General features: G+C 49.4%; 23 protein-coding genes. 7 read left to right on the top strand and 16 right to left on the bottom strand.

Annotation, left to right across the window (positions count from 1 at the left end; all coding sequences use genetic code 11):
* Positions 1-29: 29 nt before the first annotated feature.
* Together Q4Q50_RS04210 and Q4Q50_RS04205 are read right to left on the bottom strand one after the other, a co-directional pair.
* Positions 30-374: a metalloregulator ArsR/SmtB family transcription factor gene (locus Q4Q50_RS04210; protein WP_012090298.1), complete on the bottom strand. Its 345-nt coding sequence runs from the start codon at positions 372-374 to the stop codon at positions 30-32.
* 484 nt (positions 375-858) lie between these two features.
* The gene (locus Q4Q50_RS04205) at positions 859-1,470 is read right to left on the bottom strand and encodes a LysE family translocator (RefSeq protein WP_261271783.1); all 612 of its coding nucleotides are present in this window, start codon (positions 1,468-1,470) and stop codon (positions 859-861) included.
* 99 nt (positions 1,471-1,569) lie between these two features.
* On the opposite strand from Q4Q50_RS04205, the gene Q4Q50_RS04200 reads away from it, so the two are divergent.
* Positions 1,570-2,436, top strand: coding sequence for a LysR family transcriptional regulator (locus Q4Q50_RS04200; RefSeq protein ID WP_261271782.1), 867 nt, complete (start codon positions 1,570-1,572; stop codon positions 2,434-2,436).
* A 75-nt stretch (positions 2,437-2,511) separates the two neighbouring features.
* On the opposite strand, the gene Q4Q50_RS04195 is transcribed toward Q4Q50_RS04200, so the two are convergent.
* The 5 genes from Q4Q50_RS04195 to Q4Q50_RS04175 form a co-directional block, all read right to left on the bottom strand.
* Positions 2,512-3,399 carry a radical SAM protein gene (locus Q4Q50_RS04195; protein WP_261271781.1) on the bottom strand — a complete coding sequence of 296 codons (888 nt, stop codon included), beginning with the start codon at positions 3,397-3,399 and terminating at the stop codon, positions 2,512-2,514.
* Positions 3,400-3,427: 28 nt separating this feature from the next.
* The gene (locus tag Q4Q50_RS04190) at positions 3,428-3,754 is read right to left on the bottom strand and encodes a putative quinol monooxygenase (protein WP_311898536.1); all 327 of its coding nucleotides are present in this window, start codon (positions 3,752-3,754) and stop codon (positions 3,428-3,430) included.
* Positions 3,755-3,814: 60 nt separating this feature from the next.
* Positions 3,815-4,270: a GNAT family N-acetyltransferase gene (locus Q4Q50_RS04185; RefSeq protein ID WP_311898678.1), complete on the bottom strand. Its 456-nt coding sequence runs from the start codon at positions 4,268-4,270 to the stop codon at positions 3,815-3,817.
* Positions 4,271-4,433: 163 nt separating this feature from the next.
* Entirely contained in the window at positions 4,434-6,062 is a 1,629-nt protein-coding gene (locus Q4Q50_RS04180) for a DHA2 family efflux MFS transporter permease subunit (protein ID WP_311898534.1), read from the bottom strand.
* A 1-nt stretch (position 6,063) separates the two neighbouring features.
* A complete protein-coding gene (locus Q4Q50_RS04175) occupies positions 6,064-7,122 on the bottom strand; it encodes an HlyD family secretion protein (protein WP_300480306.1) in 1,059 nt (352 codons plus the stop codon).
* Between the two features lie 97 nt (positions 7,123-7,219).
* On the opposite strand from Q4Q50_RS04175, the gene Q4Q50_RS04170 reads away from it, so the two are divergent.
* Both Q4Q50_RS04170 and mscL read left to right on the top strand, forming a co-directional pair.
* Positions 7,220-8,161: a LysR family transcriptional regulator gene (locus tag Q4Q50_RS04170; RefSeq protein ID WP_006079964.1), complete on the top strand. Its 942-nt coding sequence runs from the start codon at positions 7,220-7,222 to the stop codon at positions 8,159-8,161.
* 204 nt (positions 8,162-8,365) lie between these two features.
* Positions 8,366-8,776, top strand: a complete 411-nt coding sequence (gene mscL / locus Q4Q50_RS04165) for a large-conductance mechanosensitive channel protein MscL (protein WP_220591220.1) — start codon at positions 8,366-8,368, stop codon at positions 8,774-8,776.
* Positions 8,777-8,869: 93 nt separating this feature from the next.
* Here mscL and Q4Q50_RS04160 read toward each other — a convergent pair whose 3' ends face one another.
* The 7 genes from Q4Q50_RS04160 to Q4Q50_RS04130 all read right to left on the bottom strand — a co-directional run bounded on the left by Q4Q50_RS04160 (position 8,870) and on the right by Q4Q50_RS04130 (position 16,964).
* Complete coding sequence (locus tag Q4Q50_RS04160; protein ID WP_220591221.1) at positions 8,870-9,193, bottom strand: antibiotic biosynthesis monooxygenase family protein; 324 nt, start codon at positions 9,191-9,193, stop codon at positions 8,870-8,872.
* Positions 9,194-9,312: 119 nt separating this feature from the next.
* Complete coding sequence (locus Q4Q50_RS04155) at positions 9,313-12,516, bottom strand: efflux RND transporter permease subunit (RefSeq protein ID WP_311898530.1); 3,204 nt, start codon at positions 12,514-12,516, stop codon at positions 9,313-9,315.
* 30 nt (positions 12,517-12,546) lie between these two features.
* Positions 12,547-13,818 carry an efflux RND transporter periplasmic adaptor subunit gene (locus Q4Q50_RS04150; protein WP_311898528.1) on the bottom strand — a complete coding sequence of 424 codons (1,272 nt, stop codon included), beginning with the start codon at positions 13,816-13,818 and terminating at the stop codon, positions 12,547-12,549.
* A 10-nt stretch (positions 13,819-13,828) separates the two neighbouring features.
* Entirely contained in the window at positions 13,829-15,316 is a 1,488-nt protein-coding gene (locus tag Q4Q50_RS04145; protein ID WP_311898527.1) for a TolC family protein, read from the bottom strand.
* 369 nt (positions 15,317-15,685) lie between these two features.
* Positions 15,686-16,129, bottom strand: a complete 444-nt coding sequence (locus Q4Q50_RS04140; RefSeq protein ID WP_198555653.1) for a hypothetical protein — start codon at positions 16,127-16,129, stop codon at positions 15,686-15,688.
* Positions 16,130-16,352: 223 nt separating this feature from the next.
* Entirely contained in the window at positions 16,353-16,562 is a 210-nt protein-coding gene (locus tag Q4Q50_RS04135) for a DUF3012 domain-containing protein (RefSeq protein WP_006079957.1), read from the bottom strand.
* A 36-nt stretch (positions 16,563-16,598) separates the two neighbouring features.
* Complete coding sequence (locus tag Q4Q50_RS04130) at positions 16,599-16,964, bottom strand: SpoIIAA family protein (protein WP_011845671.1); 366 nt, start codon at positions 16,962-16,964, stop codon at positions 16,599-16,601.
* 136 nt (positions 16,965-17,100) lie between these two features.
* On the opposite strand from Q4Q50_RS04130, the gene arfB reads away from it, so the two are divergent.
* The 4 genes from arfB (at position 17,101) to Q4Q50_RS04110 (ending at position 19,425) form a co-directional block, all read left to right on the top strand.
* A complete protein-coding gene (gene arfB, locus Q4Q50_RS04125; protein WP_311898526.1) occupies positions 17,101-17,532 on the top strand; it encodes an alternative ribosome rescue aminoacyl-tRNA hydrolase ArfB in 432 nt (143 codons plus the stop codon).
* 208 nt (positions 17,533-17,740) lie between these two features.
* Positions 17,741-18,181, top strand: coding sequence for a type II 3-dehydroquinate dehydratase (gene aroQ / locus Q4Q50_RS04120; protein WP_028759381.1), 441 nt, complete (start codon positions 17,741-17,743; stop codon positions 18,179-18,181).
* A 35-nt stretch (positions 18,182-18,216) separates the two neighbouring features.
* On the top strand, positions 18,217-18,666 hold the full coding sequence (accB, locus tag Q4Q50_RS04115; protein ID WP_259482840.1) for an acetyl-CoA carboxylase biotin carboxyl carrier protein: 450 nt from the start codon (positions 18,217-18,219) through the stop codon (positions 18,664-18,666).
* Between the two features lie 81 nt (positions 18,667-18,747).
* Complete coding sequence (locus Q4Q50_RS04110; protein WP_311898522.1) at positions 18,748-19,425, top strand: SDR family NAD(P)-dependent oxidoreductase; 678 nt, start codon at positions 18,748-18,750, stop codon at positions 19,423-19,425.
* Between the two features lie 88 nt (positions 19,426-19,513).
* Here the strand turns inward: Q4Q50_RS04110 and Q4Q50_RS04105 are convergent, their stop codons facing one another.
* Positions 19,514-20,749 carry an MFS transporter gene (locus tag Q4Q50_RS04105; RefSeq protein WP_311898521.1) on the bottom strand — a complete coding sequence of 412 codons (1,236 nt, stop codon included), beginning with the start codon at positions 20,747-20,749 and terminating at the stop codon, positions 19,514-19,516.
* Between the two features lie 119 nt (positions 20,750-20,868).
* Positions 20,869-21,690, bottom strand: coding sequence for a hypothetical protein (locus Q4Q50_RS04100; protein WP_311898520.1), 822 nt, complete (start codon positions 21,688-21,690; stop codon positions 20,869-20,871).
* Positions 21,691-21,798: the final 108 nt, after the last annotated feature.

Here is a 21,798-nt window from a genome sequence, read left to right as displayed (position 1 = left end):
ATAGAAAATATCACACACCTATTTTCAACTTAGCAGCAAGCCTTAAGGCGATCGGGTCGACCGCCCATCTGACAAAGATTACGCACGTTCTCCTGCAAAAAGCTGTCGTTATCATCACAGGTTTGGCCAAGCACCTGCTGGCACCAAGGCGCGATCTCAGCATTGATCCGATAAAACACCCATTGACCTTGGCGTCTATCGACCAACAACCCAGCCTTTTTCAACTGAGCCAAGTGGCGCGAGACCTTAGGCTGACTCTCAGACAGCGCAGCCATCAGCTCACACACACATAATTCACCTTCACGCTGGATTAGCAGTAGGCATTTAAGCCGAGTCTCATCGGCAAGTGCCTTAAAAAATGCGACAGGTTGCATCGAGTGCTCCCAAAATGATCAGATTACATATGGAATAAAGCATATATGAAAAAACATATATGTTAAGTGATTTTTTGCAGTATTTAGATGGAGAGGACCGATTGAGCAGATCTTGAAGTGAAACTTTGTAGCCTGATAAAAAATTGGAGATATCACTTATAGTGCTTGGAGCAACAGCACTCTTATCTCAATCCCCCCTCCTTTTTAGCCCCACTGTTTCGCTAGCCCTTATTTTGCCGTCCATTGGTTGGCTAGGTTTTTTCCTTAACCTTTCCATTAACCTTGAGATAGCCAGCACAGTGGCATGAATTGGCTCAACATTCTGAGCAATCCATAATAGACATGTGATGCTGGCTTAAGGGAACCCTAACGAATATATCTTCCTCCACTGAGGCCATTCGAATTAACTGTGAGTTTAAGTCAACTTTAGACCGAGTTAAAAACTGGACTAAAACCTATCACCTCAGGGGGGAAGAAATCAGCTTCAAGCGTTAGTTGATAATATCGCACCAAAGGTTATAAGACCCACACCACAGGCCTGATTAATCCTATGACCAAAACGTTTCAATACTCGAGTGGCTTTGGCTGATGTCACTAAATATGCAACGATGCAGAACCAGATCCCGTGTAACACTGCGATATAAACACCATAGCTGATGACGAATCCTAAGCCGTCACTATGGGATGAAATCAGCTGGCTAAATACACTTAAAAAGAAAATCATCGTTTTAGGATTCAGTACATTACATAAAAATCCTTGCATAATGTACTTTCGATTTTCTACCGGTTTAACAAGCTGAGTCCCATAATCTAAGGTGAGCTTGGCAGTCAATAAACCTGTGATCCCAAGATAGATTAAATACGCTGCTCCCACATATTTCACTAGGCTAAATAATCCGGCATTGTTGGCAATTAACTGACTGATCCCAATGATTGAATAGCTAATATGGACACAAACTCCCGCGCCAATTCCAAGGGCCGTCAACATCCCCGCTTTTCTGCCATACATGGCACTATTTTTAAAGACCAACACAAAATCGGCACCTGGGCTAACCACAATCAGCAGCCCAAATATCACAATACTCAATAACTCCATTTCCGCTCCTAAGGGTTTATTAGCAAGCGGTAATTGTATCGAGTCGCTGGTAAGTTATAATCGAAAAGAAGGCACTAAAACCGTGAGAAAAAGTCACATATGAGACATTTAAAAGCATTCTATGTATTTCACATTACGGCCGAGTCCTCGAGTTACAGCCAGGCCGCAGAGAAATTGCATATCACTCACGGCGCGGTCAGTAAGCAAATAAAACTCTTGGAAAACCACTTATCGCAAATATTGTTTTATAAGCAAGGCCGAGGGATGTGTCTCACTCAAGAAGGAGAATTGCTCAAGCGCTACACAGATATAGCCTTTAACACCTTAGATAGTGGGGTAAAGCAGCTGACTCGGGAGAGCCATCATTATCTTGAGGTCTCCTGTGAACCCACACTCACCATGCGCTGGTTAATGCCGCGGCTAGCTAGTTTTTTCCAACTAACAGGCATAGACGTTCGGTTATCGACGGCTGGCGGGCCAGTCAAACTGGCAGAATCCGGATTATCTTTAGCCATTCGGCGAGACGATTTTCATATCCCCCCTGAATACAGCAAGCACAATTTAGTTAATGAGTGGGTTGGACCGGTGTTTTCGCCTGAATATTGGCGGCAAATTCAGCAAAACTGGGACGATATTGTCCTGCTGCATAGCGACTCTCGGCCCTCTGCATGGTCGGATTGGTCACAGCGTTCGGGGCACAACTTCTCAACCAACAAGTCGAAATCCTTCGAACATTTCTATTTCTGCCTGCAGGCAGCGGTTGATGGACTCGGAGGCGCCATAGGCTCGTATCCCCTGATTGTTGACGACCTAACAAGCGGCAGGCTCATCGCGCCATTTGGCTTTATCCCATCAGGGCATCATTATGTGTTGTTGAGTCATACGGAAAGGCTTGGCAACAATGAATTGGCGTTCTTCAACTGGTTAGAAGAGGCCCTCTCCTTATGCCAACCCGAAACCACCTAAGCCACGAAGCCCGAATAAAATGAGCTTACAATTCCGAGTGGAAGCTTAACGACTCATCACTCACGCATGACACAATCAGAGTCCGCGCTGCCATTCTTGCCTTAAGGGAATGCTTCGCGGCGCATTGATGGCGAGTGCAACCTGTGCCAGCAATTTGGCCTTGTCCTTACCTAATACTCCTTTTAGCACAAGGTAATTAGAGGCATGATCGGATCTAAATATCGTTTGCTCTAATTCCAAATGATCCAATAAGGTGTGCATTTCTTGGAACAAGCCCATTTGATCCGGCAACTGAAATTGCCCGCCAAATACCGCGTCCATTCGCTCCGTGCCTAGCGGTAAAGTGACTACCAATGTGGATAAATAATCGGGCTGGGCGGCATTCATTAACTTGGCCGAATTAACCGCATGTTGATGGGATAGCGCGACACCGCCTAAACCATTAAGGATCATCACAGATGACTTCATCCCCGCCGCGCGGATTTTAAGCAGTGCCGCTAAGGATGATTCGAAGGTTTCGCCCTTTTGGATTTTGGCGAGCACTTCGTCATCACCACTTTCGCAACCCACATAGAGTAAAGACAACCCGAGTTCGCGCAGACGTGCGAGTTGCTCTGGGGTTTTATTATTCAGATTGCGCGGCAAACAATAACTGCTGATGCGAGTCACCTGCGGCAAGTGGCGGCTGATCAGCTCACAAATCGCTTCGAGGCGCGCAAAGGGCAAACTCATGGCATCGCCATCGGCCAAAAATACCCGAGAAACGGGGGCGCCAGACTGAGCAACGGCCAGAATATCCTGCTCAACCTTGTCGAGCTTTTGTGCCCGAAAGGCTTTTTGCGGCTGAGTATACATGTCGCAAAAGCTGCACTGGTTCCAACTGCAACCATTAGTCACTTGCAGTATCAATGACTTCCATTCGGATGGCGGTCTAAATACTGGCTCGATATAGTTAATTAACACTGCAAGCTCCTAATAATTGGTCTCACGGTTAAACAATGATTTGGTGATAGGTTTCCACATGGAACGACTCAACCAATTCGGGCATCACTTGGTGGAAATAATGTTGAATGGCATCTTTAGCACAGTGCTCATCGAAGGCGGCAATATCGACAAACTTCTCTACAAACGTCACGCGGCGTGGTTCATCACGGCTCACATTGAGCTCGTAACGAATACAACCCGCTTCGCGGCGAGTATCGGGAATAAGGCTCGCGAGCGCGGCGATGAGCGCTTCAGTTTTGCCCTCTTTAGCCAGAAAACTCGCCACGCAGGCAATTTGTTGTTGATTGATTTTATAGTCCGTTGAAGTCGGCATTTCGGTTCCTTAATTGGCTTAATTTGGATGCTTACACGCATTGCTTATATTGATAGCCGCTTACGCTGGCTGATAGCGCATATCTAAATGGGGAATTCCATCTTCTAAATACATCTCAGAGCAGGCGACAAAACCGAGCTTTTGATAGAAGGCTTTAAGGTAATCTTGGGCGCCAATTTGGATCCCCGCATCGGGCCAAGTCGTCAGTGCCGATTCGATGGTATGCTGCATTAAAGGCATGGCTAGCCCTTTGCCTCGTCCCGCAGGCGATACCACCACGCGGCCAATACTCGCCTCTAGATAACTTAAGCCCGGCGGCAAAATACGCGCGTAGGCAAGCAGTTCCCCGTCTGGCGATAAGCCCATTAAATGCAGGGTTTCTGGGTGTCTATCCTTCTCATCAAGCTCAGGATAAGCGCAGGCCTGCTCGACCACAAACACATCGACTCTTAACTTCAATATGTCATATAGGGTATTGGCATTTAATTGATTAAATGTAAGATTTTGCCACTGCAAACGATTATCCCTCTGTAAATCATCGAAAAAGAGCTTTGAGTCTACCACAGCATAAAGACCATAAAAAAGCGCCTTAATCCGCGAGGACTAAGGCGCAAAGCTGTTGCGTAAACCAATAGATCTGGGGAAATCTATGGCGACAACAGGATAACGAAAAACGTTATTACTCAACCATGGCATCGTGGGCCACAGGCCCAATCGGTTTTCGGATCAACAGCACGGCGAACACAGCGATAAGTAGCAGAGCACCCATGATGTAAAACACATCGTTATAGGCCTGAATATAGGCTTGCTGACTCATGGTTTTGCCCAGCAAGGCTTTCGCCTGCGCGGCCGCGGTATAGGGATCTGAACCACCCGCCTGCAACATGCTTGCGCTTTGGGCTAAATAGTCCTGTGCCTGCGTGCTCACTGCGGGTAAGGATTCCTTAATATGGGCCAAATGCCCGCGCGCCAAAGTGTCAGTCAGGGTCGCAACCAGTGCAATACCAAAGGCGCCGCCTAAGTTACGCATCACGTTTAATACCGTCGACGCCGAAGCATTTTCATGGGGTTTTAAATGCATGGTCGCAAGCATACCAATAGGCACCAAAATAAACGGCTGACCTAAGGCCCGCACTACCTGCGAGGCGATCATCTGCGGTCCGGCATAATCTGCGGTCATCTGGCTATTCATGTAATAGCTAATGGCAAACATTAAAAAGCCAAAGGCAGCGAGATAACGACTATCGAAGCGCTCCATTAATTTTGGTACTAAAGGCAAGACTAATAGCTGCGGAAACCCCATCCACATAATCACGCCGCCAATTTCTAACGGTGTGTAATCATGGACTTGCGATAGATAAAGCGGGATCAAATAAATCGCGCCGAATAGTGCCATCCCCAGTAAAAAGTACGCAACTGTTGAGAGCACAAAATCACGCTTACCGAGCAGGCGCAAATTCACTAACGGCTCTTTACGCCTTAGCTGGATCCAAACAAACAACACCAAATTCACGGCGGCAATAATGGCCAGATTACGAATGAGTTCCGAGCCAAACCAATCCTTGCGGTTACCTTCTTCAAGCACCACTTCAAGGCAACCCATGCCCAGCGCCATAGTGACTATGCCCGCCAGATCGACATTCTTCAGCTTATCCCAAACGACCGACTGTTTTTCTAAACCGTAGGCCAACATAGCCATCACCAACAAGCCCGGTGGCACATTGATATAAAACAGATAATGCCAGCTAAATTGCTCGGTCAACCAACCGCCTAATGTTGGGCCGATTGAAGGCGCAAAGGTGGCTGTCACGCCAAATAACGCCATGCCGACGGCACGTTTGTTATCGGGTAAAAACTCAAGAATAAGCCTAAAGGCCAGCGGGATCAGCGCGCCGCCAAAGAAGCCCTGTAGCGCCCGAAAGGCGATCATGGCCTCTAAATTCCACGCGATTGAGCAAAGCACAGAAGCAAAGATAAAGGCTGCTGTAGTCCATAACAGATAACGCCTGACCGACAATCCCGTGCTGAGCCAACCAGAGAGTGGAATAGCGATCATCTCAGCCACCAGATACGCGGTCGAAATCCAACTGCCTTCTTCGAGCGTAGCCCCAAGACTGCCTTGAATCTCCTTCATCGATGCATTGGTGATTTGGATATCGAGGATCGCCATAAAGGCGCCGATCAACCCACCAAATACCGCGATCCATGAGCGGCGACTGCCACGCTCATAATCAGTAGGCTTGTTAGGGACACTGATGCCCTGCGCCTCCATATCGGCAGACGCAGTGATAGAGCCAGTTGCGCTCATACTAACGACCTGTATTTGCAGCGATTGCCGATGTTACAGGACCCGACGCCGTATCCACTTTCACGACCGCACTTAAGCCCGGTAGCATGTGTGCTTCTTCCTCAGACAAATCTAAGCGAATACGCACGGGAATACGTTGCACGATTTTAGTGAAGTTACCTGTGGCGTTTTCCGCCGGCAGTAAACTGAATTTGGCTCCGGACGCCGGTGACAGACTATCGATAACACCTATAAAGGTTTTGTCGGGAAACGCATCGAGACTGACCTGCACCGACTGTCCTGGTTGCATGTGTTGGATCTGGGTCTCTTTAAAGTTCGCCGTGATCCACACTGCCCCATCCGGAACCAAACTGTAGAGTGCTTGGCCGGGTTGCACGTACTGCCCCACCATAGCGCCACGTTTACCAATCACCCCAGAAAAAGGTGCGGTCACACGGGTATCATTTAATTGAATTTTCGCTAATTCTAAGGTCGCATCAGCCTGTTCTACCACAGAACCCGCCTGATCTAATTGGGCATTAAACACCGCTAACTCGCGTTGCTTTGCCACTAACACGGCTTTGGCTTCATCGAGACGGGCGGCGGCAGAATCGAATCCCGCTTGCAGTTGATCGACATCATCTTGAGAGCTGTAATTACTGACTTTAAGCTTTTTCGAGCGGCTCAATTGTTGCTGTGCACGTATTTTATCTGACTCAGCCGCCACGACACCGGCACTGGCTTGGGTGATTAACGCCCGTTGTAACTCAACCTTAGCGGCTAAGGTTTGCAAGTCCGCCTTCGAACTTGCCAGTGAGGCTTCGGCTTGGCTCACTTTGGCGCTAAATTGGTTATCTTCGAGCTGAGCTAATAGCTCACCCTTTTGCACATGCTGGTTATCGGTCACATCGCTTAACACAACGTAACCGGGCACTTTAACGCTGATATGGGAAATATCGGCCTCAACATAAGCGTTATCAGTGGTTTCAATAAAACGTACCTGTGTCCACCAGTAATAACCGCCTCCCGCAACCGCAGCGAGTAACAGTGGAACGGCGATAATGAGTTTACTTTTGGACATGAATGACTCCTTGATTAGTGATATCTAGTGTACTACTGTCTCACTAAGTTTATTAGCCAGTAAAAAATCAACCCACTGTTTCACAGGTGTAACAATGATGGATCTCAATCGCGTGCAAATTTTCGCTCAAGTGGTCGAGCAAGGCAGCTTTACGGGTGCCGCCAAAGCCCTTGGGATCACTAAGGCAACGGTCAGTCGCAAGATAGCCGAACTCGAAGCTGATACCGGTACACAACTGTTATTTCGCACCACCAGAGCCCTAAAACTCACCGAGGCGGGATCGAGTTATTACAACAGGATCAATAAGATCCTCACCGATCTACAGAGCGCCGAAAATCAGCTCAGCGCCCAACAGCAATTGATCAAAGGCAATCTAAAAATTGTCTGCCCGATTGAATTAGGCCAATTGTTTTTAGGGCCAATTTTTGCTCAGTTTTTAACGCTTTACCCCGATATCACCATAGAGGCCGAACTCACCAATCGTAAGGTTGATGTCATAGAAGAAGGTATCGATCTGTTATTTCAAATTGCCGATTCTGGCGACACTCGCTTGCAAAGCTATGCCTTAGTCAACGCCCATAAATCGTTAATGGCAAGCCCTGCTTATTTGGCCGAGCACGGCACCCCAAAAGTGCCACAGGATTTAGCCAAACATAAAGCGATCCGCTTACAGTCGGCGCATATTGAAGGAGCATGGAAGTTATTCGATGGCAAAACTTGGATTGTCGCCGAGCCCATGACTCAACTGACAGTAAACAATGTCACTTTAGCCCGCGAGGCCGCCATTGCGGGGCTAGGGATCACAGCGGTGCCCTCCATCATTGCCCAAGTGGCATTAGAAAAAGGCTACTTAATCCCGCTGCTTGATGACTATCCTATGGTCCAAACTAAGGTCGTGCTTAGCTATCCACAGCGGGCCTACTTACCCCGAAAATATCGCGTCTTTATCGAATTCATCTATTCCGCATTATTTAAACGTTGGGGATCGCAAGTATTGGAAGTGCCCGATTTTATCGGCCAAGCCGATCAGGGCGAATAAACAAAATAGATCAAAGCAGTAACAACTATAACTTTGTAAAGCTTAAATCGCTGCCATAGAGATAAATCCGCTATGTCATAATTGCCTTAATCCTTAAGCCTCTATAAGCTTGGCAAGGTAACAGGCAGCAAAAGACCTTAGGTTTTCCTGATACAGTTTGCATAATAAAATTTAACATTTAATCTCAATTTTGGAGGAAACCTAATGAGCTTAATTAAAGAGTTCAAGGCTTTTGCGTCCCGTGGCAATGTGATCGACATGGCCGTTGGTATCATCATAGGTGCCGCATTCGGCAAGATAGTCTCGTCCTTCGTGGCCGATATCATAATGCCACCGATTGGTATCATCTTAGGCGGAGTGAATTTTAGTGATTTGAGCATAGTGCTGCAGGCTGCTCAAGGCGACGCGCCTTCTGTGGTGATTGCCTATGGTAAATTCATTCAGACTATTATCGACTTTACGATTATCGCCTTCGCCATTTTTATGGGTCTAAAAGCCATCAACACCCTAAAACGCAAGGAAGAAGAAGCACCTAAAGCACCAGCTGCACCGACTAAAGATCAAGAACTGCTGTCTGAGATCCGCGATCTACTGAAAGCTCAGCAAGAAAAATAAGCCAAATCTTAAGCGCAGATCATAAAAAACCCATCGAACTCGATGGGTTTTGTTTTTTATATCGGCGATGTTTTACATCAAGCAGATAAACGATTACTCAACTTCAATGTGCACAGTTTCACTGTAATCTTGCACCACTTCTGCCACTCGAATGCGGTAAGAGTTAAACAAACACGGCACTATGCCCGTTTGCTCGGCAATACTGTGGGCCATCTGATTGCGCCATTGGGTGATAGAAGCTTGGTCTTCCCAAAACGACAGGCTCAGCACTTTGCCATCGTCGGTTAAGCTCTGAAAACGTTCGATCGAGATCAGTCCCTTGCGCCCTTCTAAATACTGGCGCATCTCGGCTGCCACATGCAGATACTCTTCCTTCCCTTCCTTTGTCGGGATGACTTCAAAAATTACCGCGATCATAATGTACTCCGGAGATATTAATCCTTAATCCAAGTGCTAAGCCTAGACTATATCGAACGCTATAGCTCGCTGATTTTTAGGCTTTAACATTGAGCCGCGCCACAAAACGCCATTTAAAGCTATTCGAGTATCTGTTGCTTATCGCCGCGATACAGCCAGCGATACAAGGTCGGCAACACTAGCAAGGTCAGCGCAGTGGAGCTAAACAAGCCACCGATAATCACCACTGCCAGCGGCTTTTGGATCTCACTGCCAACCCCCGATGATAATAAAATCGGGATCAAGCCTAAGGCCGAGGTCAGTGCAGTCATCAATACGGGTCGCAAACGCCCAACCGTGCCCTCATAAACACAATCATAGAGTGCTTCGCCGCTTTGCCTGCGCTGATTAATCGAATCCACTAGCACCACGCCGTTGAGCACAGCCACACCAAATAAGGTGATAAAACCAATTGAGCTAGGCACTGACAAATAAGTACCACTGACATACAGAGCCACTATGCCGCCAATCAAGGCTAAGGGCACGTTCGCCATGATGAGCAACACTTGCTTGAATGAACCAAAGGAGAAGTACAACAATAAGGCAATCAAAGCGATAGAAATCGGCACCACTAGCATCAACTTTTGCTGCGCTCGCTGCTGATTCTCATATTGTCCGCCAATGATCACTGTATATCCCGCGGGTAAATCGGCCTGTGGCACTAAAGCATAAATGTCTTTTACAACCGAACCCATATCGCGTCCCGCCACGTTGGCCTGTACTACCACTCGGCGCTGCACATCGTCACGGCGAATATTCGGCGGCGCCATTTCCACTTCGACGCTGGCGACTTCGCCTAAGCGCACAGTGGCGCCATTCGTGCCGCTGAGTAACAAGTCTTTAATCGCATCAGGGCTTTGGCGAAACTCGGCCGCGAGGCGCACATTGATGTCGTATCTGGCATTGCCATCGATCACTTGCCCTGCACTCGCGCCGCCAATGCCTTGGCTGACAAGGCTCATCACTTGATCGACACTAATGCCGTAACGCGCCAATAACTCGCGTTTGGGCCGCACGACCAATTGCGCCTCGCCGCTCACTTGCTCAAGCGATACATCCACGGCGCCGGGGATTTTCGCGACGAGATCGCTGAGCGCTTGGCCTTTCTGTGACAATACCGCTAAATCTGGGCCGAAGATTTTGATCGCTAACTGGGCTTTTACCCCCGAGAGCAATTCATCTACCCGAGTCGCAATAGGCTGCGAGAAAGTCAGCAAGAGTCCGGGGAACACACTGAGTTTTTCCTCCATCAGGCGTTGCAGATCTAAGCGCGAACTTGCTGATTGCCATTCAGATATTGGCTTAAGCCCAATATAAACCTCGATATTACTCACAGGCTCAGGATCGCCGCCAAGCTCAGGCGCCCCAATGCGGCTCAGGGCATATTCCACCTCGGGAAACTCCAGCAAGATAGCTTCAAGCTTGGGCGCGACCGCCAAAGACGTGCCCAAACTCGCGGTTGGTGCCAGCGTGACCCTGAGGTTAATCGTGCCTTCCTCCAGCTCAGGCACAAATTCGGTACCCAGCCTTGGTAGCAATAAGAGGCTCAAAGCAAACATCAATAAGGCACTGAGCATCACAACCTTTGGCCTAGCAAGCGTTGCCGCCAGTAGCTTGCGATAAGCGGCATCCAGCGGCGCTAAGACCACGCTTTGTTTGAGTACCACACCACGCTTGAACAGATACACAGCAAGGGCTGGCACGGCAATCAAGGCCACCAGCAGCGCTGATATCATTGCCAGAATGATACTGACCGCCATCGGCTGGAACAGCTTGCCCTCAACCCCTTCCAGCGCAAATAGCGGCGCAAACACCACTATGATAATGGCGGTCGCGAAGAAGATTGGGCTGCAAACCTCTTTCGCCGCGAGCATGATACGCACAGCCATATTGGCCTGCTGACCACCGTCCTCATCGCTATGATATGGGTCTGCCTCACCGTCCGCCCGAGTTCTTGCCTCTTGCAAATGTCGACGATCGGGCTGAGTTAAGTGTTTGAAAATGTTCTCTACCATCACCACGGAACCATCGACTAACATACCAATCGCCACGGCTAGACCACCCAGCGACATCAAGTTTGCCGACAATCCATAGTAGGACATCACCATGAGCGCGAGCCCGATAGACACAGGAATAGACAAGAGTACCAGCAAGGTCGCGCGGATATTGACGAGGAACAGCGCCAAGATCACCACGATAAACACAAAGGCCATTAACAGCGCATCGCGCACTGTCGTCACGGCCTTATCGACCAGTTCGGCTTGATCGTAAAACACTTCAAAAGACACGCCATCGGGCAAGGCCTGCTCGATAAGACTCACCCGCGCGCCGATATCATCGATAGTCGCTTTGGTGTTGGCGCCCATGCGTTTAAGCACGACCCCCGCCACCACTTCGCCGAGGTTTTGTACTTTGCCAGCCTCATCGCGGCGCGTCATAGTCACAGCGCCAACACGGATTTCACTGCCAAAATCAACCAGAGCGATATCGCCCACCCGCACGGGCGTGCCTTTATCCTCCGTAAGCGGGATCTGTGCGATCGCCGCTAAGCCTTCTTCTCCTGCGGGCAACATGCCGTAGCCGCGCACCACAAGTTGCTCTTGGCCTTGGTCCATAAACCAACCGCCAGCGTTGCGGTTATTGCTCTCTAATGCCTCGGTAACTTGCGCCATCGACAAGCCATAGGCGCGCAATTTATTCGGGTCTACCTGCACTTGGTATTGGCGCACATCACCACCAAAAGACAAGACTTCAGTCACGCCGCCAACGGGCATCATGATGAGTTTCACAAGATAATCGTTCAAACTGCGCAGCTCGGCGGCATCGATACCTGAGCTAGGTTCGGCGCGCAGAATGTACTGATAAATCTGCCCTAATCCCGAAGTATTCGGGCCGATTTCTGGCACACCGACGCCGCTTGGGATCATCTCCCGCGCCGCTTGCAACTGTTCAAACACTTGCTGACGGGCGAAGTAAATATCCGTCCCTTCGGCAAATACCACAGTCACAATCGACAAGCCGGTACGCGACAAGGAACGTACCTCAGTCACCGCCGGCAAGGCGTACATGGCCGATTCCACCGGATAACTAATGAGCTTTTCCACCTCTTCTGCGGCTAACCCTTCGGCCGCAGTATTGATGGTCACTTGCACGTTAGTCACATCGGGAAAGGCATCGAGATTCAATTTAGGCAGCATCACCACGCTTGCCATTATCATGGCGAGCAAGGCCAACACCACTAACAGCCGATTTTTAATCGCGGCTTCGATTAATTTTTGCAACATAGAAAATTCCTCAAGCGTTCAGTGGCGACATTAATGGTTATGGATATCAAAGCCTGCTTTCGCCTGCTCGGACGCCAAGAAAAATGCACCAGCCACCACGACCTTAAGCTTTGCCTGCTGGGCTTTTTCAAGCTCAGCGCCGCGCACTAAACTCAAGCCGCGCTGACGCTGCACCACTTCTACCTCAATGGACTCGAAGCCATCTTCATCTTGAATAAAAATCTGCCAGTCGCCATCGCCGCTGCGGGTGAGCGCCGCATCGGGCAGCACGATTCCACCAGCCTTATCAGCAGAGTTGGCGACAGTATTGGCAAAGTAGAGTTCGGCAAATTGCCCCGCGTGTAGCACATGGTCAAGATTGGGCATACTCACCAGCACTTGTTCGGTGCGCGTCACGCTATCGAGCTCATGGGAGCGACCTATGATCTTGCCCGCCAGCGTCTTATCCCCCACTTGCACTAAGGCTGCACTGCCGACAGTGATATGCGCGGTTTGGGTAGGCGTTAACTGCGCCTCAACCCACAGATAGGACTCGTCGGTCAGCTGCATTAACGGCGTGCCCGCACTAATTACTTGGCCTAACATGGCGATATCTTGCTGCACTCGTCCGTCAATCGGCGCTAAAAGTTGATAACTGCCGATGGCTTCGGGCGTCGATTCCAGAGCGCGAATTTGCGCGGGCGTCATCTTAATCGCCTCTAAAATCGCCCGTTTAAGTTCGGCATCCACCTGCGCCTGCATACGGCGGCTGACACTCACGGCGCCTTCGCTCATGCGTTTGACTCGGCTCCATTCGGCAGCGGCATTGATGTAATCCGCCTGTGCCTGCGCAACGGCTGAGCCGCCCAAGGTCAGTAAAGGCTCACCTTTTTTGACTTCTTGCCCCGGCACCACATGACGCGCCAACACGCGCACATCGAGCTGCGGCGCAAGGGTGGCAGTTCTATCGCGATCCACCACTAAGGTCGCCGTCGCCCTGATATCCAAATTCAAATTGGTGATATTCAAGCTACCGCTCGACAAAGGTAATAAGCTAATCCCCGCCAAGGCTTGCTGCGTTTCGGTCAATTTCAGCGCCTGTTCGCCATGTTCATCCGTCGGCGCCGTTTGCGTTACTGAATCACTGCTTTCCTTAGCCGCGGGTGCGTGATCACCGCCAGCCAATACAGGCTGAGCGCTAAATACCCACGTGCTCAGCACGAATAATGCGAGAGCGATTTTTGATAGGTTAAACCGACGCTTTTCAGGCGTTGTTACAGCATCCAGTTGAAGGACATTTTTGTGGTGAGTATGTGAATTCATTATTGTGACCTCATGGGTTTACTGTGCGCGCGGCGGCATTGGGCATGTGTGAAGGTGCTTGGCTGATCTGTTCAGCGCTACCATCCAAAAAAGGCATAAGCTGGCCGCTTTCGCCCATCCAAGTTAACCAGCTCTGATAGATAGCCGTTTCTAGGTTTAAGCCCACCAAATAACTGGCGGCTAACTGCCGACGACTCTGTAAGTACTCGCTGGTACTCACATCCCCCGCCTGCCATTGTTGGCTTAAGGATTTAGCCGCTTTAGCACCTGACACTTGCACTAACTCGCGCCAGTCTTGGTAACGCTCAAGCAAACGCGGTAACGCATAGAGGAATTGTTTCTGCTTAGTGGTAAGTACTCGCTCACGGGCAAGATAGCCTTGCTCGGCGATCGCAATACCCTTATCGGCTACAGCTTGTAACTCACTGTAGTTATTGCGAACTTGCAGGGGAATCGACACACCAACCCCAAGTTTATTGTCCGTACCTTCCTTTTCGGCGGCTAGACTAATGGTCGGGTCTGCTGACGTATCGGCCTTGACTTGCATGGCATTGACTCGTGCCAGCAGCACTTGCTGATAGGCACTCGCCAGAGCCGGCAAAGTGGATGTTAAGGGGCTCAACTCGGTTGCTGGCGCTTGCTTAGCCTGAGTCACGAATACATGGATCTCCTTAATAAACTCGCTAAAGGCAAAATTATTATTTCCAAGTAACTCAATCACTTTGCCGTCGGCCACTAAGGCCGCCTGCTCAGCTAAGGCGTAATCGGCGGTGTTAGTTGCTAACTCGAGTTGCATCAATTGCAACTCAACGTTAGACAAATCCCCCGCCGCCAACCGCTGCTTGGCAATACTGAGCTGCGCCTTAGTGAACCTTAATTGCTGCTCGGCAAAGATCAGCGCCTTACGGCTTTGCGCCTGTTCTGCCAATGCTAGTAAGCGTTCGGCCAACATTTGGTTACGCTCTAAACCTATGTCCGCTAACAGGATTTGGGCTTCAAGCTCGGCACGTTTTGTCGCCACGCCGCGCTTATCAGCCCAATCGAGGGTTTGACTCAGACCTAAACTGTAGGAATCTGTGTCGGCATTTTGATAGTTAAGCCCAAGCTCAGGGTTATACACGGCGCGATCCGCCGCCTGAATGGCAAGCTCTGCTTGTTGCTGTCGTGTAAGCTGCGCCTGCACTTCAGACAACTGATTGAACTGTGTGAGTAACGCGGGCAACCATTGGCCTAAAGCGACATATGGCGTGTCGGTTTCTTTGGCGGGCAAACCCAGTGATTTAGCCTTAAACACCTCGGCTTCTGAGGCTTTGGTTTCAAGCGCATTGGTTTCCAAGGGATTGGTTTCAAGGGCTTTGGTTTTAAGGAATACTTCAAGAGTGTCATTTTCTGCCGCGAGGGCAAAGGCTAGCAATCCGGCAGCCAATACTAATCCGCAGCTCAGCAAGCCCGATCGAAACAGGCAAGCCAAGGTAAGGGCGAGAGTCGTTTTGTTCATCGCAAATCCTAACAATATCGAATGTGGATCGGCTGACTTTTGCGCCCAATGTGAGACAGCTAGATTTGAGCTTCATTTGAAATAGCTCAATACAAAGCAATCCTATCGTTTGGGCATGGCAAATAAGCGCCGTTCGAATCATCCCGCTAAGTAAACATAGCTAACACTATGCGTAACTTAAGCTATGCATAACCAACACACCACATGGCTAAAGGCCAATGGCTGATACAACAACCAAGGCTGCCGAGCATCAGTTAACGCGCATTTTTGGGGATGAAAATACATGGCTTATCGCGCGGCGAAATAGATTGAGATTCAATAGAATGAATCAAGATCCTTAGACCGAGGAATAAGCTGGATAGTGGGGGATTAAGCTATTGGAGGACGGTACTTAGGTAAATTATCAGGCGGGAAATAGGCTAAATTAGCAGCGAGGAAAACGCTTTCTAAGGCTTGCACAGGTTGGCTTAGCCCAGGAGATAACAGCGCCACATGACCGCCATGGCATTGGCAATCGAGGCACAGGTCAAAATCCTGTAATTCTGTGGTTTTCACTAAGTGGGAATGCAATTCGTTGCTTTGGTTTTCACCCGCATGATGACTGGTGACACCCGTATAGTCAGCAAAACCTAGGGCTTGCTCGCTTGGACAAACGCAATCGACACATTGGGCCAAAGTGGTCACTTGGGCGCTAAATTGCAGATGGGGATGATTATCGGCTTCTTCCGCGCCATTGCCCGCATGTAACTGATGCGCACCTAAATTCGCGCCAGCAAATTGCAGCACGATAATGGCTATCAGTAAGGTCACCATTCGAGTAAAAAATGGCTTAGCGGTAGAATTCAAATATCACCTATAGCAAATAACGGATAACGGATAACGGATAACGGATAACGGATAACGGATAACGGATAACGGAACATCTGACCCGTATGATAAACATAAGTTCACAGCTCGCAAGCAAAGTCTTTCAAGCTGTGATCTCTAAAGGCTAACGCTGACTTAAATACTCAGTGCTTATTTAAACACGCAACACTTATTTAAACACGCAGTGTTTAGCGTAATCTGCGGCTTCATTAGCAGTCCAATCGCCAGACGGCTTATCTTTCATCTGCTTACACCAAGCATCGCTACCCACTTCTGGCGCGCAGGCACTCAGACCAGCGGTAAACGCCAGCACCAACGCAATAGCACTGATTTTTGAAACATTTTGCTTAGAAAAAGCGCGCGATTTAAATAAAGACATACTTCATTCCTTGTAAATACGGTCTACATTAGACCATTAGATATTCGAACGCTTAGTGATCCAAGCAATCGCTTTGGTTTTCTGCTCTAGGGGAAACCATGCCACTTCGCCCTGCATAAAAGGACCAAGTAAGCGCACCGCATTTCCCACCCAATCAGGTCCGCCCACAAATACTAAGGCTTCAAAATTAGGTAATTGGACTTCACCACTACCTGTGAGTGACTCAAATTCCCAGCCCTCGAGTAACACATCTGCCTCAATATACAGGCAAACTTGGCCCCAATCCTTACGATAACTCTTAATCGCCGGCTGTAAACGGGTCCGATAATCGGTGGAGGATAGTCGGCCACTGGCAAAAAGACTGATAACACCCTTAGCAATATCGGGGATTTGGCATAACATAGAGGCACTCCGAATCGAGAACACTTTTGCAAGCAATGGCCTTGACCAATGCAATGGCAAAGAATGCGCCCGATGATAACAAATCTATTGAAAAGCCATAAGTGATTATTGATGGCTTCTCAATCCATGCTGAAAAATGCCTAAGTTTGCCATGATAAAAATCTCAAACCGTGTGGAACTTCAGGAAAATGAAATCGAGTGGCAATTTATCCGTTCGAGTGGCGCAGGCGGTCAGCACTTAAATAAAGTGTCCACCGCTGCGCAGCTAATTTTCGATATTAAAAGCTCATCATTACCCGAGTATTACCAAGAACGCTTGCTCAACAAGGCCGATCACCGCATCACTAAAAGCGGCAAAATCATCATTAAATGCCAAGCGAGCCGTAGCCAAGATGCCAACCGCCAAACGGCGTTGGAGCTATTTATCGCCTTAGTCGCCAGCGTCGGTGAAGTGCAGAAAAAACGCATTCCTACCCGCGCCACCAAAGGCAGCCAAACGCGGCGATTAGAGTCCAAGAAACAAAAAGCCGCCACTAAAGCCATGCGTCAGCAAAAGACTGATTATTAGCGTTAATCAGCATTAGGCCGCAGTTGAAACTGGCCGACAATGGCGCTGGATTTCAATGGTATAGTCGGCTCGCACATGCTCAGCTCACACACAATTGACTAACGGATAATGCAAAATCGACTTGAACAGGTTAAGTTAGTGACCTATCTACAAAACTAACAAATGCCTCCCAGCTTTAATTCCAAGGCATGTCGTAAAGGAAAGCGCAATGAGTCACAAAATTTTGCTCGTCAATGGCCCCAATCTCAACCTCTTAGGTCGCCGCGAGCCCAGCGTTTACGGTCATCAAACCTTGGCCGACATAGTGGCGGAGTTAAACCAGCAGGCAAAGTTGGCGGGAGTTGAGCTTGAGCATATTCAGTCCAACGCCGAATTTGAGCTAATCAACGCGATTCATGCGACCGATGCACAGATGATCATTATCAACCCCGCCGCCTTTACCCATACTAGCGTCGCCCTGCGTGATGCCTTGCTTGGCGTCGCAATTCCGTTCTTTGAAGTGCATTTATCCAATGTGCACGCCCGTGAAGCCTTTCGCCACCATTCCTATTTTTCCGATAAGGCGATAGGCGTGATTTGCGGTTTCGGTTCACAGGGTTATGAGTTTGCACTGGCGGCAGCCATTAAGCGGCTCAACCAGCCACAGTAATCCCATTCAATAGCGTGCTTCGCAAGGGCAGATAAATGGCAATGGATCTTCGTAAAATCAAAAAACTCATTGAGTTAGTGCAAGAGTCTGACATAGCAGAACTGGCGATCACCGAAGGTGAAGAGTCGATTCGCATCACCCGCTACAGCCCTATGCCAGCCAATGTGCAGTCATCGCAAACGCCAACCACAGCACGCGTGGCACCTTTAAATACACAGGCAAAGCAAACCGCCGTTTCGCCAAGTGTGGAAGGTTTTGTGCAAGTCTCGCCTATGGTCGGCACTTTTTACGCGGCGGCAGAACTCGATGATGTGCCGCTGGTTAAAGTCGGCCAAAAGGTGAGCCAAGGTGAAGTTGTCTGCATTATCGAAGCGATGAGAATGATGAATCCCATCCAAGCCGAGCGCGATGGCGTGATCAGCGCTATTTGGGCCAAAGACGGCGATGAAGTGGCATTCGATCAACCGCTATTTACCTTAATCTAACCGCTCGCCTTATCATGAATTGAAGCGCACTTGAGTTTAAGCTGCGGTTTTCAAGCAAAGGCAGCATTAACCGAGGTCACTATGATATTAATTACCGGCGCCAGCAGTGGTTTAGGCGCGGCGCTAGCATCGCTCTACGCCAAAGAAAATGAACCGCTAACACTCACAGGCCGCAATGCCGAGCGTCTACAAACCGTCGCCAATGCATTAACGCCCTTCTCCAACAAGCCTATCGCCGCGATCACCGCCGATCTCGCCAGTGAATCGAGTCTAGAAGCCCTGTTCGATGGCCTGACGCAAGCCCCTAAAACCGTGATCCACTGTGCGGGCAGCGGCTACTTTGGGGCGATTGAAACCCAAACTGCCAGCGATATCCACAGCCTGCTCAATAACAATGTCACCTCGACGATTTTGTTAGTGCGGGAATTAGTGAAACGCTATAAAGATCAAGCGATCACTGTGGTTGTGGTCATGTCCACCGCAGCTCTGGCTGCCAAAGCGGGAGAATCCACTTACTGCGCGGCAAAATGGGCGGTGCGGGGATTTATCGAGTCGGTGCGATTAGAGCTTAAACAAAGCCCAATGAAGTTGATTGCCGTGTATCCCGGCGGCATGGACACAGGCTTTTGGCCCAGTAGCGGTAAGGCTTTAGATACCTCAAGCTTTATGTCCGCCGATGAAGCGGCTGGCATGCTCAAACAAGCCTTAGTTGCCACAGAGCATGGTTATATCGCCGATATCACCATACAAAGAGCCTAGCTCTAGCCAAAACGGAGGCTAGCAGATTGCGCACAAAACAGGTTCGAGAAGCAGGATAACTGTACCTCGAACCTGAGTGTTCCACTTGCTAGTCGGCGCAGTTGGCTGTGTTTAAGCTCACCGCGCGGCGACTCTCCCTGTGGGTCAGCCACCACATCACAAGTCCTCCTAATGACAACAAAGACGCCGCATAACCCGTTGCGGCAATCCCTTGTCCAGACAGGATCACTAAACTGCCCACCCAAGGGCCAATTGCATTGGCAAGATTAAAGGCGCATTGCACTAACGCCCCTGTCATGGCCTGTCCATTGGGTGCCACATCCATCAATCTGGCTTGCACAATAGTGGCAAGCCCTAATCCACAACCGACAAAGAATACTACGGGCATCAGCGCCCAATAATGTCCGGTCAAACTCGGATAAATCGCTAATACCAGAGTGCTTAACACTAACGACCAAAACGCCGCCGCTAAGGCCGACTTATCCGCCGCCCAGCCACACACTAAGGTCCCCAATGTTGCGCCAATACCAAACACCGCCATCATGATCGGGATCTTAAACGGCTCGACTTGTGTCACTTGGATTAAGGTTTCAGCCAGATAGGTATACACGCAGAAGATACCGCCAAAGCCAATCGCCGCAATGCCAAGCGTCAACCAGACTTCACGATTCTTCAGGGTTTGTAGCTCTTTTTTGGGGCTCGCATCAGCGGCCACGGCTTGATTGGGCGCTAAAAAATACACCATCACAGCCGTAATGGTCGCCAGAATCGCCACTATGCCAATCCCTGAGCGCCAGCCCACAGTTTGCCCCATCCAAGTGGCAAACGGCACACCGATAATCGTCGCCAGTGTAAGGCCAATAATCACCCGCGATACGGCGCGGGCTTTCATTTCTGGCGGCACTAAAGAAGCGGCGAGCAACATAGCCACACCAAAATAAGCTCCGTGGGGCAAGCCGCTGAGAAAGCGAAAAAAGATTAACCAATTCAATGATGGCGCTAACGCACTTAAGCCATTGGCCACCGCCATTAACCCGGCTAAGGCAATCAAGAGTGTTCGCCGTCTGACCCTAACGGCCAGCACCATGATAATCGGCGAACCGACCATAACCCCCAACGCATAGGCACTAATGGCATAACTCACATGGGCAACCTCTACGCCTAAATCGCTCGCGATATAAGGCACTAAGGTCATGGAAGCAAATTCTGTGGTGCCTAAAGCGAATGTTCCGAGTGCTAAGGCAAGTAACACCCATAATGTACTGGCGCCCTTATGCTGATTTTGGACAGATGGATTTTGAACCTGATGTTGAACGGTTTTCAAACGTTTTCTCCGCTATGCTATAAAACGACAACTAGCTGATAACTAAATAATAAAAGATGATAAATAAATTGGAGCCCACTAAGGGGCTCCAATTTCTCAGTCATTTACGTAATGTAAATCTATCTGACTAACTGTTCTTGATAGGTTTGACTGTTCCAGTCGTAAGCGTAAAGCGTGCCTTGCCACTCGTAAAGTGTACGGCCATCTTGCTGCACAATTCTGGCATTACTCGGCAAGCTAGACACACTGTGCGCTGCCCGTGGACGGGGAGTCGCAGCTGTTTTGCCTGTGACGTTACTAGTTTGCGACACCAGTTGCCCAGTCGATTGTCCGGCCATATTTACAGGCATACTCGACACCATACGGCCTTCACTCGCAGAATATTGCATACTGGTTGTTACCCGTACAGGCGCAGAAATCGCCACAGGTTCATCGTCGTAGCGCATAGGAATCGACAAACCTATGCCCGAATAGGGCGAGTTCCAGTAATTTCGAGCGTAGGCGTCACGCGACGTATTCCAACCCCAATCATTATTCCAATGGGTGTTCACACCATAACCGACATTCCAACCCGATCCCCACCCCGTAGCGAGACCTAAACCCAATCCTAAACCCCAAGGGTAATAGGGACGGTAATAAGGTCGATAATAGGGACGATAGTGGCGATTATCGTTGCGCACATGGCGGTTGTCGTAATGGTTGTCATGACGATTGTTGTAATGACTGTCGCCACGGCTGTGGCTATCACTATGACCTTGGCGCTCGCCTTGCTCCGAATAGCCTCGATTTCCGGCAACCGCCGCAGTTGACACACTGAGCGCGCCCAAGAGCGATATCCCCACAGCCAGTGATAAAACCAAACACTTTAGCGGCCGCTTATGCACGCCATGTGATTGACTTTGAACACACTTTCCTTGAATAAACGTTACTGGGATATTCATATAAACCTCGAAATAAAGGGCGTAAGCGAGATCAATCGTGACTTACTGGCATCCATTTTACGCTTCCTAAGCTTGAAGATCACTGAATTGGTTAACCCTAAAACAGAA

It is taken from the genome of Shewanella scandinavica (assembly GCF_031932065.1).
GTDB lineage: Bacteria > Pseudomonadota > Gammaproteobacteria > Enterobacterales > Shewanellaceae > Shewanella > Shewanella baltica.
This window is presented reverse-complemented; position numbering and strand designations above follow the sequence as displayed.

Bases quoted from the DNA above. Each gene is read 5' to 3' on its own strand.
- Q4Q50_RS04210 (WP_012090298.1), bottom strand. From the start codon at position 374: ATGCAACCTGTCGCATTTTTTAAGGCACTTGCCGATGAGACTCGGCTT.
- Q4Q50_RS04205 (WP_261271783.1), bottom strand. From the start codon at position 1,470: ATGGAGTTATTGAGTATTGTGATATTTGGGCTGCTGATTGTGGTTAGC.
- Q4Q50_RS04200 (WP_261271782.1), top strand. From the start codon at position 1,570: ATGAGACATTTAAAAGCATTCTATGTATTTCACATTACGGCCGAGTCC.
- Q4Q50_RS04190 (WP_311898536.1), bottom strand. From the start codon at position 3,754: ATGCCGACTTCAACGGACTATAAAATCAATCAACAACAAATTGCCTGC.
- Q4Q50_RS04180 (WP_311898534.1), bottom strand. From the start codon at position 6,062: ATGAGCGCAACTGGCTCTATCACTGCGTCTGCCGATATGGAGGCGCAG.
- Q4Q50_RS04175 (WP_300480306.1), bottom strand. From the start codon at position 7,122: ATGTCCAAAAGTAAACTCATTATCGCCGTTCCACTGTTACTCGCTGCG.
- Q4Q50_RS04170 (WP_006079964.1), top strand. From the start codon at position 7,220: ATGGATCTCAATCGCGTGCAAATTTTCGCTCAAGTGGTCGAGCAAGGC.
- mscL (WP_220591220.1), top strand. From the start codon at position 8,366: ATGAGCTTAATTAAAGAGTTCAAGGCTTTTGCGTCCCGTGGCAATGTG.
- Q4Q50_RS04160 (WP_220591221.1), bottom strand. From the start codon at position 9,193: ATGATCGCGGTAATTTTTGAAGTCATCCCGACAAAGGAAGGGAAGGAA.
- Q4Q50_RS04155 (WP_311898530.1), bottom strand. From the start codon at position 12,516: ATGTTGCAAAAATTAATCGAAGCCGCGATTAAAAATCGGCTGTTAGTG.
- Q4Q50_RS04150 (WP_311898528.1), bottom strand. From the start codon at position 13,818: ATGAATTCACATACTCACCACAAAAATGTCCTTCAACTGGATGCTGTA.
- Q4Q50_RS04145 (WP_311898527.1), bottom strand. From the start codon at position 15,316: ATGAACAAAACGACTCTCGCCCTTACCTTGGCTTGCCTGTTTCGATCG.
- Q4Q50_RS04140 (WP_198555653.1), bottom strand. From the start codon at position 16,129: ATGGTGACCTTACTGATAGCCATTATCGTGCTGCAATTTGCTGGCGCG.
- Q4Q50_RS04135 (WP_006079957.1), bottom strand. From the start codon at position 16,562: ATGTCTTTATTTAAATCGCGCGCTTTTTCTAAGCAAAATGTTTCAAAA.
- Q4Q50_RS04130 (WP_011845671.1), bottom strand. From the start codon at position 16,964: ATGTTATGCCAAATCCCCGATATTGCTAAGGGTGTTATCAGTCTTTTT.
- arfB (WP_311898526.1), top strand. From the start codon at position 17,101: ATGCCTAAGTTTGCCATGATAAAAATCTCAAACCGTGTGGAACTTCAG.
- aroQ (WP_028759381.1), top strand. From the start codon at position 17,741: ATGAGTCACAAAATTTTGCTCGTCAATGGCCCCAATCTCAACCTCTTA.
- accB (WP_259482840.1), top strand. From the start codon at position 18,217: ATGGCAATGGATCTTCGTAAAATCAAAAAACTCATTGAGTTAGTGCAA.
- Q4Q50_RS04110 (WP_311898522.1), top strand. From the start codon at position 18,748: ATGATATTAATTACCGGCGCCAGCAGTGGTTTAGGCGCGGCGCTAGCA.
- Q4Q50_RS04100 (WP_311898520.1), bottom strand. From the start codon at position 21,690: ATGAATATCCCAGTAACGTTTATTCAAGGAAAGTGTGTTCAAAGTCAA.